The sequence below is a fragment of the Staphylococcus succinus genome (genome assembly GCF_029024945.1).
GTDB lineage: Bacteria > Bacillota > Bacilli > Staphylococcales > Staphylococcaceae > Staphylococcus > Staphylococcus succinus.
Window position 1 is genome coordinate 2303320 of sequence record NZ_CP118976.1, and the last position, 12268, is coordinate 2315587.

General features: G+C 33.6%; 12 protein-coding genes. 2 read left to right on the forward strand and 10 right to left on the reverse strand.

What is annotated here, in order from left to right:
- Nucleotides 1-143: 143 nt before the first annotated feature.
- From PYW31_RS11220 to eda, 5 genes are all read right to left on the reverse strand, one after another.
- Nucleotides 144-965: an SDR family oxidoreductase gene (locus PYW31_RS11220; protein WP_046837731.1), complete on the reverse strand. Its 822-nt coding sequence runs from the start codon at nucleotides 963-965 to the stop codon at nucleotides 144-146.
- Entirely contained in the window at nucleotides 962-1996 is a 1035-nt protein-coding gene (locus PYW31_RS11225) for a mannonate dehydratase (RefSeq protein ID WP_046837730.1), read from the reverse strand. Before PYW31_RS11225 ends, PYW31_RS11220 begins: the two co-directional genes overlap by 4 nt.
- 2 nt (nucleotides 1997-1998) lie before the next feature.
- Complete coding sequence (gene uxaC / locus PYW31_RS11230; RefSeq protein ID WP_046837729.1) at nucleotides 1999-3405, reverse strand: glucuronate isomerase; 1407 nt, start codon at nucleotides 3403-3405, stop codon at nucleotides 1999-2001.
- 124 nt (nucleotides 3406-3529) lie between these two features.
- Nucleotides 3530-4507 carry a sugar kinase gene (locus PYW31_RS11235; RefSeq protein WP_046837728.1) on the reverse strand — a complete coding sequence of 326 codons (978 nt, stop codon included), beginning with the start codon at nucleotides 4505-4507 and terminating at the stop codon, nucleotides 3530-3532.
- 2 nt (nucleotides 4508-4509) lie between these two features.
- Nucleotides 4510-5127, reverse strand: a complete 618-nt coding sequence (gene eda / locus PYW31_RS11240; protein ID WP_046837727.1) for a bifunctional 4-hydroxy-2-oxoglutarate aldolase/2-dehydro-3-deoxy-phosphogluconate aldolase — start codon at nucleotides 5125-5127, stop codon at nucleotides 4510-4512.
- A gap of 149 nt (nucleotides 5128-5276) precedes the next feature.
- Between eda and PYW31_RS11245 the strand changes: the two genes are divergently transcribed.
- Nucleotides 5277-6221, forward strand: a complete 945-nt coding sequence (locus PYW31_RS11245) for a LacI family DNA-binding transcriptional regulator (protein ID WP_046837726.1) — start codon at nucleotides 5277-5279, stop codon at nucleotides 6219-6221.
- A 606-nt stretch (nucleotides 6222-6827) separates the two neighbouring features.
- Here PYW31_RS11245 and cidR read toward each other — a convergent pair.
- The 3 genes from cidR to isaB all read right to left on the reverse strand — a co-directional run bounded on the left by cidR (nucleotide 6828) and on the right by isaB (nucleotide 9389).
- Complete coding sequence (gene cidR / locus PYW31_RS11250; protein WP_046837725.1) at nucleotides 6828-7706, reverse strand: cidABC operon transcriptional activator CidR; 879 nt, start codon at nucleotides 7704-7706, stop codon at nucleotides 6828-6830.
- Nucleotides 7707-7794: 88 nt separating this feature from the next.
- Nucleotides 7795-8643, reverse strand: coding sequence for a class A beta-lactamase (gene bla / locus PYW31_RS11255; protein ID WP_046837724.1), 849 nt, complete (start codon nucleotides 8641-8643; stop codon nucleotides 7795-7797).
- 182 nt (nucleotides 8644-8825) lie between these two features.
- Complete coding sequence (gene isaB / locus PYW31_RS11260; RefSeq protein ID WP_046837723.1) at nucleotides 8826-9389, reverse strand: immunodominant staphylococcal antigen IsaB family protein; 564 nt, start codon at nucleotides 9387-9389, stop codon at nucleotides 8826-8828.
- 431 nt (nucleotides 9390-9820) lie between these two features.
- On the opposite strand from isaB, the gene PYW31_RS11265 reads away from it, so the two are divergent.
- Complete coding sequence (locus tag PYW31_RS11265; RefSeq protein ID WP_046837722.1) at nucleotides 9821-10126, forward strand: monooxygenase; 306 nt, start codon at nucleotides 9821-9823, stop codon at nucleotides 10124-10126.
- 281 nt (nucleotides 10127-10407) lie between these two features.
- Here the strand turns inward: PYW31_RS11265 and PYW31_RS11270 are convergent, their stop codons facing one another.
- Entirely contained in the window at nucleotides 10408-11253 is an 846-nt protein-coding gene (locus tag PYW31_RS11270) for a sialate O-acetylesterase (protein ID WP_046837721.1), read from the reverse strand.
- Nucleotides 11254-11377: 124 nt separating this feature from the next.
- Nucleotides 11378-12253, reverse strand: a complete 876-nt coding sequence (locus PYW31_RS11275) for a 5'-nucleotidase, lipoprotein e(P4) family (RefSeq protein WP_046837720.1) — start codon at nucleotides 12251-12253, stop codon at nucleotides 11378-11380.
- Between the last annotated feature and the right edge of the window lie 15 nt (nucleotides 12254-12268).

Below are 12268 nucleotides of genomic sequence, written 5' to 3' on the forward strand. Positions count from 1 at the left end.
ATATAAATAATAGCCGACAGTTCATCTTTTCGAGTCTTGCCCAAATTAAGTCACTGCCAGCTATTTATCACTGTCTCATTCATTTATGTTATGTGAGGCATTATTTATAAATCAATATCAACTAGCCCAAAGCTAATGGTGGCTTATACACCTGAATATGATGAAAATCCACCATCTACTGGTACTACAATGCCTGTGACAAACCCGCTCATATCATAATCCATCAGCCAATATAAAGTACCTAAAATTTCTTCAGGTTCACCAAATCGATTCATAGGCGTTTGCGATAGAATTTTGGCGGCTCGCGCTGAATAAGAGCCATCTTTATTTCTTAATAACGCTTTGTTTTGGTTTGTTTCAAAAAAACCAGGAGCAATGGCATTTACCCGTATTTTACCAGCAAAATACGTGCTTAACCATTGTGTGAAATTGCTTACTGAAGCCTTAGCACCACTATAAGCTGGTATCTTCGTTAGCGGTGTGAATGCATTCATTGAAGATATGTTAATGATTGTACCCTTTTCAGATTCTACGACATCTTTACCAAAGATTTGTGCTGGCAAAAATGTGCCTGAGTAGTTTAATTTAAATACTTTATCAACACCCTCTTCAGTCAAATCAAAGAAAGTATGATCTCCCGTTTCATCATACGTTTCGTCATTAGTAGTCGCATTTGCATCATTACCACCGGCACCATTAATAAGAACTGTGACTTTACCAAACTTATCATTAAAGTTCGCTTTAGCTTGAACGAGTGCTGTCTTATCTAAAACATCTGCTACTAACCTAACCGTTTGTATTCTATCTTTATCAATTTCATCTTGTAGTTGAATCATTTTGTCTTCAGAGCGTCCTAAGATACCCACATTGGCACCTTTAGCAACTAGCGCCCTCACAAACGTAGAACCTATAACGCCAGTCGCACCAGTGATCACTACATTCACATCTTTAAATTGTAACGTCATGATTTACTCACTCCTTCAATTAAACCATTTATATATGTTGCACCTAACGCTCTATCAAATAATCCGTAGCCAGCTTTTCCAGTTTCTCCCCAAATCATACGACCGTGGTCTGGTCTAATTGTTCCTTTAAAATGAATATCTCTTAATGCTTCTGCCACCGCCTTCATATCAACAGAACCATCTTTAGATAAGTGGCCTGTTTCTACAAATGAATATTCATCTAATCGCCTCACATTACGCATGTGTACAAAATGAATATAGTCTCCAAACGTTCTAATCATTGCTGGTAAATCATTTTCTGCAAGTGATCCAAGTGAACCTGTACAGAAACAAATACCATTATGTGTGTCTTTATTAATTGATAACAAACGATGATAACTTTCTTTATTTTTTATAATACGTGGAATTCCAAAAATAGACCACGGTGGATCGTCTGGATGTATAGCTAAATTAATATCATGTTCAATTGCTGTTGGTAAGACACCTTCTAAGAAATATTTTAAGTTATCCCATAATTGATCATCAGACATTTCACGATACGCGGAAATAAGCTGATTCATCTCTTCACGTGTATAACTTTCATCCCAGCCAGGTAAATTTAAATCAGTAGTTAATGGGTCAATGTCTTTAATTTGGTCATGCTTATAAATTAATGTATTTGAACCATCAGCAAATCGATAATCTAATTGGGATCGAGTCCAATCAAATACAGGCATAAAATTATATGTCACAGTTTTTATACCATGCGCTGCTAAATTAGCTAAAGATGTTTTATAGTTTTCTATAAGTACATCACGCTGTGGTGTGCCTAATTTAATTGATTCACTAACAGGTAAGCTTTCTACGACTTCAAATTTTAATCCACTTGTTTCTATAGTTGCTTTTAATTGCGCAATCTTGGATTTTGTCCAAACCTCTCCAACTGGCACATCATATATCGCTGAGACGATGTGTTTCATATCAGGTATTTGTTTAATATATGCTAATGTTACTGGGTCATCTACGCCATACCAACGAAATGATAATTCCATATTTATACCTCCTTAATGCCTTCAATTTTGAATAAATTTAAGGCATTGTTATAACAAATATTTTTCAGCATTGCTTCTACTGTATCTTCAGACAATGCAATTTCACCTTTTTCAATTTTACTTCCAATAAAATTACATAATATTCTTCTGAAATATTCATGTCGCGTATAGGAAATCATGCTTCGCGAGTCTGTTAACATACCTACGAATTGTGACAACAATCCTATATTTCCATAATCTATGAGATGTTGTTCCATGCCCTCTTTAGTATCATTAAACCACCATGCTGCACCTAATTGAATTTTATGTTCACTATTTGTAAAATTACCTGCAGTCGCTTGAACCATCAAATGGTCGTTACCATTATTAGGATAAATAATGGTGTTAGATAATGCGCGATGGTGTTCAAGATGGTTTAACATTGCGTTTAATGCTTTCGCACTCAACTGCTCACCAACACTATCAAAACCACTATCTGCACCAACGAGTTGAAACATTTTCGAATTATTATTTCTAATTGGTCCTAAATGGAATTGTACAACCCAGTCCAGTTCTTTATAGACTTTACTAATTTCTGTTAAAATGTATCCTGCAAGTTCGTATTGCTGTGTTTCTGATATGCTTTGTCCATTTACTAAATCTTCAAAGGCTTGGTTCGCTTTTTCACTTGTCATGCTCATTAATGGGATTTTTTCAAAACTCTGATCAGCACTTTTAGCACCCTGTCTGTCAAAATAATATACTCGTGATTTAAGTGCATTAATATAGCTTTCTAAATTATTAATCGTACAATCTGTTACCTTGTCTAGTTGTTCAACTTTATCCTTAACGGATGTGTCGTTTAAAAATATATAACTATCTGGCCTAAATGTAGGACACACTTTAAATGTTACTTTTTTATCTTGATTTAACAATTGATGGTATTTCAATTCATCACATGGATCGTCAGTGGTACATACTACAGAAACATTACTCCGCTTAATCAATGCTTGTGGTGTATGTGTCGACTTTGCTAATGTGCGATTCAAAGATTTATATAGCTTTTTAATATTTACTTGATCTAGATTTGTATCTTGATTAAAATAACGTTTTAATTCTAGCGAACACCAATGGTACATCGGATTACTAGCAGCATAAGGTAACATTTGCATAAATGCTTTAAATTTATCATAATCGTCTGCATTTCCAGTAATATAATCCTCTTCAATACCGTATGCTCTCATTAGACGCCACTTATAATGATCTCCTCCTAACCATAATTGTGTGATATTATCATAATTTTTATTTTCATAAATTTCTTTTGGGTCTAAATGACAGTGAAAATCACAAATCGGTATCTCTTTTACTTTTTTATACAATTTAATAGCTGTTTTACTGTTCAATAAAAAATTATCATTAATTAACGCCATAATTTTTCTCCTTACTATTACTTATTTTAAAATTTATTAGGTGCTACTTTCTTCGTTAGTGTATGCGCTTACAAAATATACCAAAAAATTTTTTCTATCTTCTACACTATTTTATGCCATCACTTTATCGTTTTAATTCCCCAAAATGTGAGGATAATTTTAACACATCATTTTCACTAACAGACAACGCATCTTCAGTTGTTGTATGTTGCATTACAGAACATTTTGTCGCAAAGTCTATCGTTTCTTTCAACCCCCATCGATGAATCAAACCGTGTAAGACCCCTGCCATAAATGCATCGCCTGCACCTATGCGATTAAGTACTGTATAAGTATATGCTTGTCCTTGAATGTAATTTTCATCAGATAATATAATACCTTGGAGCGTACTCTCTTCAATGTCCCTATTACTAGAAGCGATGATTGGTATCTCATATTGATCTTGGATTGTTTTCGCACAAACTTTAATATCATCATCCATTGAATTAATTTCTAATAAATGTGTAGCGTCTTTTTCCCCGAAAAATAATATATCAACTAACGGTAACACTGATTGAATAACTGATACTGCTTCAGATTTTGACCATAAATTACTTCTATAGTTAATATCAAAGACAATGAAAACACCTTGTTGTTTTAATGTTGTAAGTATTTGTACAATTTGATTACGAAAACTCTCATTTACTGCAAGTGTAACACCTGTAAATACAAAATGATCACCACTTTGTATATTGCTATTTAATTCGTTTAATGCTAAGTCCCCGTGTTGGGCAAAGGTAGAATTTTCGCGATCATAAATTATATTGCCACTTCTGAAACCAAAACTTTCTTCCATGTAGTAAGTTCCTATACGTCCGTCCATTTTTTTTACAAATTGCGCACCAACATTTGATTGAACTATTTTTTGTGAAGCAATATTTCCCAATGCATGAGGGGGTAATACTGTAACGATTTCAGTTTGATGACCAAATTGGGCCAATGTTACGAGTGCATTCAGCTCTGTACCACCCACCTTCACACTAAAGTTGTGTGCATCTTTTAATTGTTCATACTGCGGTGGCGTATAGCGTAATAATATTTCACCAAATCCATATATTGTCATTGTTATACCTCACTTTTCAATCCTGAAATATATTGTTCTAATGCTAATTTTCCTTCTTGTGTATAAATTTTAGTGATTTCACTTCCTATTCCTACAGCAAAGCTACCCGCATCTAACCATGCTTTATGGTTATTTTTGCCAATACCGCCTGTTGGTATAATTTCAATTTGAGGTAATGGCCCCTTAAAGTCTTTAAGCGCATTAGGTGAAAACTGTGTTGCTGGGAACAATTTCAATACTTTACAACCAAATTGTAACGATTCAACCATTTCTTTAACTGTCATACAGCCAGGAATATAGGGTACATCATATAAATTAGCGATTTTTGCTGTTTCTTCATCAAAGGAAGGACTGACAATAAACTTAGCGCCGTTTAATATAGCTGTTCTCGCAGATACGCTATCAAGTACAGTGCCTACACCTATTAAAGCATCTTCTCTTTTCGATAATTGTGCAATGATATGCATCGCGTCTGGCGTTGTTAGGGTAACTTCAATAATATTAAGCCCCTGGTCGATAATGATATTAGCAATATCTAAGAATGATTCAGCATGATCTGTACGCATAACTGCAATATGCTGACCTTCATGAATCATTTTCAAGACTTTCGTGGATTTCATATCTTCATCCCCTTATGAGTTATAGTAGTATCTAATTACATTTTTAAAAATAACAACGTTGTTATTTTTAGTCAAAAAAATATTGTATGACTTATCACTATGGTATAATTAATTCTAAATTAAATCAATTAATATCAAGGAGAAGTTTTATGGCTGTGACTTTAAAAGATGTTGCCGAAGCCTGTGGTGTCAGCTATTCCACAGTCAGTAAAGCATTGAAAAATTCTCAACTCGTTAAACCTGAAACGAAACAAATGATTCAACAAAAGGCACTAGAAATGAATTATATTGCCAATCAATCTGCAAGAGCGCTTGTTTCTAAGAAAAGTGGTACCATTGGATTAATATGGCCTTCTGTAGATCGTGTAGCCGTAACACATCTAATATCAGAGATCAATCATGCTATTAAAGCCTTAGGTTATGTCATGTTTGTATCTATTGATGATGTGTCAGTTGCATCAAAGAAATTTGTAGAATTCGGCTGCGATGGTATTGTTATTTTTGATGAAGGAGATCATACAAATTTGCCACCTGAAATTTACAATAATATACCTGTTGTCGCTTATGGTGTAGATAGAGTAACACCTTATCCCATCATTAATGTCAATCACGCTGAAGCGATGATTATGGCTATTAAACGTTTATTAGCGCATGGTGTACAACAAATTGATTATATTGGCGCGGTTGATACTACAGATGTGCGCCAAATCGCTAAAAAAGATGCCGTTTTGCAATATTGTAAGCAACAAAATATCAACCATAGGATTATTGCTTCAAATGGCTTAAACGCCATAGAAGCTGAAGCATCGATTAAAAAATTCCTACAACACGACACACTTGCACCAGGCGTTATTTGTGGGAGCTATGACATTACAGTAGGTACAATTAATGCGATGGGCACAACACAACGACCAATCATTTACTCATATGACAATATACCTCAAATAAAAAAATTGGATTACCCTGTTCACGCAATTGGTGTACCAACAAGTGTTATAGCGCAAGCCATTGTGGATACTTTAGATAAAGTCATTAATGACTTACCAACAGAACAGACTTACCATTTACATCCTACATTACAAGATACGCACTAATCACATTATACACTTGTTTACAATTCAACAAAGCGACTATAACTACATTGGACGGTGTAGTTATAGTCGCTTTATTTGAGAGAGATATTTATCTAGAGGGTTAGTCTAATATCTTATTGTTCTACTTGATTTATAAGTATTTAAAAACATTACATAGAATCATTTAATTATTGTCTTTCACTCATAGCCAACTGACTTTCAAGGCTTATATAGTGTTACTACCTATAATCATGATTCATCTATAGCTCTGAGGTTATCAATATATCATCAACGCGCAAAGGTTCAATGCACCATCTCTAACCTGTGCGTATTTCTAAATATATTGCTTCTTCTCTAAAAGACTCCTTTAGTATCATTCAAATGTTTCAGTTATGAGTCCTGATAGTTAACTTATGTTTGCGATATAAACACACGTATTTACTCTACTATGATATTAATATGCCTCGAAATACTTACTTCATCAATATCTAATGACAATGCATCAGCACTCATAACCCTCTACATTATCTATTATATTACTGTATATTGTATGATTAAAATACATAGTTGGAATATTTTAAATTCCTCAGAGGAATACTTCGAAGCTCTATAATTTTCATATCCATGCTATCGTCTTATGTCATTTAAGAATTTAATCCATTCATCAGTGACATAATTAATATAACTTTCCTTCTTCCAAATCACGCCTAAATTCCACGATACATCTGCTCCATGAAGCGGAACACCAACAACATCTTCACTCAATACGTTCACGATACTTTCCGGTAGTATACTCACGCCTATGCCATCACGTATCATGTTTTCTATGAAAGTGATTTGAGACATCTTAGCTACAGTTTTAGGATGAAACCCCACTTTTCTACAACTTTCTATAATTTGATCTTTTAAATAATAATCATCATGAAACATAACGAAACTTTCTCTCTTTAAATCACCGAGATACACAGATGTATGACTTGCTAATTCAGTATTTTTAGCTACAACAAGCAGTAAATTTTCTTTGTACAATGGAATGGCATGATATATGTCATCATCAACTGGCAATGTCGTGATACCTACATCGATTTCATCATTATTCAAATAAAATTCCACTGCTTTACCACCACCTTCAATCACTTCATAAGTAACATTCGGAAATCTATGATGAAATTGGTTTAGGCTTTCAGTAAATAACCTGACATTCATAATAGCAGAGATACCTATTCGAATATGCCCTCTTTCCAGATTGGTAACGTCACCCATCTCAAGAGACAAATCATCGAGCGCTGCCATGGCTTTTTGACATTTTTCATAAAAAACACGTCCTACATCTGTCAAGACAATACGTTTTTTACTTCGATCAAATAACGTAATATTAAATTCATCTTCTATACTTTTAATATTTTTACTGATTGTAGATTGTGCTATAAATAAGTGTTCTGAAGCTTGAGTCATTCCACCGTTTTTAACGACTTCTACAAAATATTTCATTTGTTTTATTTCCATATGATGCTCCTCAGAATTACTCCATAATCTTCAAATCGAATTTTAAGTAGTGCGTGTTCAAATGTAATCATATTATGCAGCTAACAATTTATTCTATTTGTTTAATCGCAATTTGTGCTGCTTTTGCTATGACTTTATCGTCTGGTGTTCCTTCTTTATCATCTTTTTTAGTATATACTGCGAGGATGATAGGTTTATCGCCTTTTTTAGGATAAATAAATGCAATATCATTTCGAGTCGCATAGGTTGTGCCTTGCCCACTTTTATCTCCTACTAAGTAGTGATTAGGCACACCAGCTTTAATTAATTGGTCTCCCGTCTCATTCTCTATCATCACACGTTTAAGTAATTTTAAATTTTTAGTATCCATTTGATTACTTGTTAACAATTCATTTAATGTGTGGGCTGCCGCTCTTGGTGTTGTTGTATCTGCCGTATTTGTCGGGTCATAGTTGTTTAGGTTAGGTTCCAGTCGTTGCGGGTCTGAGACATGGTCACCCAAATGTTGTAAAGCTGCTTTAAAGGACGAAATGCCACCTATCTCTCCTATAATATAATTATTAGCAGTATTATCACTTTTTAACATCGCTGCTTCTATTAATGCTTTAAGAGTCATTTGCTTCCCTACATATTTTTCCGTTACTGGTGAATATGCCACAATATCTTTTTGCTGAATTTGTATTTTTTTATTTATTTCTTTCTCAGTATAATTATTTAATAAGACGCCGCTAGCTATCGCTTTAAATGTAGATGCATATCCAAACCTTTCATCCGAATGATGCTTAATTTCTTTTCCGCTTTCAGTATTAATCCCATAGACCCCTACTGTCGTGCTATTTTCTTTTTCCAACTGATCGAATTCATTGGCTGAAGCAACTTTAGTACTTAAAGTAGCAACGGATAAACAAATTAATGCACTATATAATATTTTTTTCATGGTACATCCCCTTTTATTTTATTTCCTTCAAAAATAATTTCTTGATTTAAATTCATTATAGTTATCACTACGATAGATTACAATGAATGTTATGTCTTTTTTATCATAGCAAAACCTCCACATTAACTATGATCAATAGTGGAGGTTCAAGCATTGCTATTCACTTTTTGTCGCTTCACTTATTAAGCAATTGTTACTTCCATCAAATTTCCTTTTGGATTAAAGAATGCTGTGTAATTGCCATCATTTGTCTCATAAGTTACATATGTGCCGTCTTCATTACCGAGTTTACCTTCTTCGATGATTTTATTTGAACTGTGTGCATCCTTAAATGTTGCTTTGGATACAGTATTAGGTTTAGTAAAGAAAGTGATTTGTACTACTTCATCATCACTATTAAAACTGACTGAAGTATCATATAGTTCCTTAGTATGATCGAATTCTTTTTTAGCGTCTTGATCTACTTTATAACCATTCATTGTGACATTATCGTATTTTAATGCTCTTACAAAATTATAATCTTGTGTAAATGCTGCATTATAAGTTGTATAACCTTCATATTTATACCACGGAATTTCTGCTTTCAGACTCATACCACTCTTACCGTAACCCCAAGTTGCTTCTTTATTTACTTTTTGCTCCGCTTGCGCCTCATGACCATTCGTTGATACATACGCTGCGGAAGAACCTACGACAAGTGCTGATACAATGGCTGTTGAAGACAATACTTTAACAATTTTGTTCATAGTAAATCACTCCCCATTTTGTAGTATCCCTATTGACTATAAAAACAGCTTATTTAATGCGCTCATTATCTACAAATATGTTACTTTTATTATGAAAATATTTCATTCCCCTTTAATGTATCCGACAAAATCTACTTATCTCATACAGTCCACATGCTTATTGTCATTACACTTACTTTGTACTTTAATTATCTTGGTAAAATAACTAGATTCAATATAATTTTAACAAATTCATGGAAATAGCTATTTTTTGGGGGATTTGATAACTAAATATAGTTGTGTAATATTTCATCTTAATCATACTCCTATTTAGGACAATTGCAAGTTTTTCTTATCTTATTACATCGTTTATATGAAACCGCTTTATTGATTTAAAATATAATTTACTCTAAAATTGATGATTATATCATTTTTTAGGAAGGATGTTTATTTTGATATATATTTTACAAGTAGATTTTTCTATGGAAGGACCTTTTAGTGAAGAAATGGCTCATCAATTTTCAGATTTAGCTAAGTCCATTAATAAAGAACCTGGTTTTTTATGGAAAATATGGACCGAAAATGAATATAGCAAAGAGGCTGGTGGTATCTATGCATTTGAAACTGAGAACGATGCTCAAAACTATCTGACAATGCATTCTAAGCGTCTCGCATCAATAGGTGTAAACGAAGTCAATGCTAAGATATTTACAATTAACGAGACATTAACAAAAATCACGCATGGCCCTATCTTCTAATTTGACCTATTCGATTACTCAAAAATAAGCCTTTCAATAAATCACATTTGCTGATGATTTTGAAAGGCTTATTTCAGTACCAGTTATATCATGTTTTAGATGACTTCATTAGTTTTATTAGATCTATCTAAATAATATCCCCTAGTGATTCTAAGACCTGTACTTTAGTGGAGGTCTTAGAATCATTTTTATCCATATTTAGTATTTATTTCCTCTTAAAAATTCTTCACTTTATTAAATGACTTCCACATAAGCAATATATCTGTAAACTATATCTCTAACTACGTTTGCTGTAATTTTGTCATACGTTCCCCAAACGTTTCAAAGGATATTTTATTTTGAGAAAATTCAGCAACAAGCTGATACATCTTTTCATTTTTAGTATATTCATGTTTATATAAAAGTTGCTCTGCGTATGCTTCTTCTGGCAATGGTACAGTCACATCTCGTTCTTTCGAAAAGGCTACGAAATATCTCATGCCTAATAATCGTTGAGATTGCGCGTTAATATGTATACCATCAGCATTGGCTAACAATTGCTCTCCTGTTACGTAATAACAATTAGACTGTTTTGTCGCTACAGCTATAATTTGCGCGTTAATTTGTGCAAATTCTGTAGCACTTTGACCAAAACCTTCACGCCCTAAATAATCGCCTAATAATCCCATGACAAAAGGTACAGTTGGTACATTTAATCTATCTCTGAAATGTTGTATTAATCGGCTAAGTTTAGGGGCATAATCTTGATACTTACCATCCATACTATCACTTTCACCTTGATGCCATAATATTCCTATAAGTTCACTTGTTTCCATCGCAAACTTTGCTTCTGAAATTGCATGTCTAGTTAAGGGTTGTTCCTCTGCCCAATCGTCTATAGATGTCCCACCATCTGCACATGGAATTAATCCAATCGTTTCCTCTGGGTGTTCATCTAACCATAATTTGGCAAAAGAAGCTGCCGGTCCAATACCTGCTACTGTACGATCACTATGAATAGGTTCATCCATCATTTGCCATCGACCATTTTTCAATACTTGAATTCGCTCATCAATAATCGGCTTCACGTTATCAATAAACCCACGTCCAGCCATATTAGACTGCCCTATAAGTAATATAGATTTCATGCTATGTCCCCCTTTATAAAAACAATAACTTACTAATAATTTAAAAATAACACAACCTATATGATATAGCTATACATAGACTAAATAAAAAAGAGGGCTTACGCTCCCTCTTTTTAGCTTTAAATTATTTATCCTGCTTAACGTCTTTTGTGTCAGGATCAAAATATTGTATTGATTGTCTGCGTAATTGATCTTTATATGTATCTGACTTGCTAAAATCATTTTCATACAGTGTAGACTCCCAACTACCATACATTGGATTTGGGAAAATAATATATTTCTTACCGAAATCTTTACTATGTTTGTTTACTAATGCTTCTCGGGATAGTTGCGTCGGCTGCTTAGGATCATCAAAGTCTAATAAATTATCTCCAAATAACATGATCAATCTATGGTCCTTTTTAACCGCTTCTCTTCGTGATGCTTTATTTTCATCATTTTTATCTTTAAGCATAATATGTTTATCACTAGCTTGTGGCAAACCTTCTGATTTAAGGTTATGTTTCGTCGCTTTAAAATCTTTTTCTTTATCTCTATCAGAAATATAGTAAATATCAATGCCTTTCTTATCTGCATATTCTAAAAATGATTTCGCTCCGTATACAGGCTTAGCTTGAGCGGATTGAATCCATTCATGCCAACCTTCAGGATAAGGTTGATTATGTAATGCTGCGTATCCTTGATATGGTGAATTATCTAAGACTGTTTCATCAATATCAAGTGCAATGGCTAACTTTTCTTTTCCTTTATGTTTTTTGAGTGCTTCATCTAAATTAGTCTTTGCATTATTATAGCCTTGTAAGTAAAGGGCTTTAGCCTCTGCCGAATTCTGATACCATGCCACTGCCATAATATTTTCAGAACCCAGATTTACCTGTTGTGGTGTTTGTTGAGATGCTTGTGTTAGCGCCTCAGTAGTTGCTTGAGCAGTTGATGTGGACGCGAAAGTCATAGCACTAGCTAATGTTAATACTGCTGTATATTTTGTGATTTTATTCAAACATATCACTCCTAT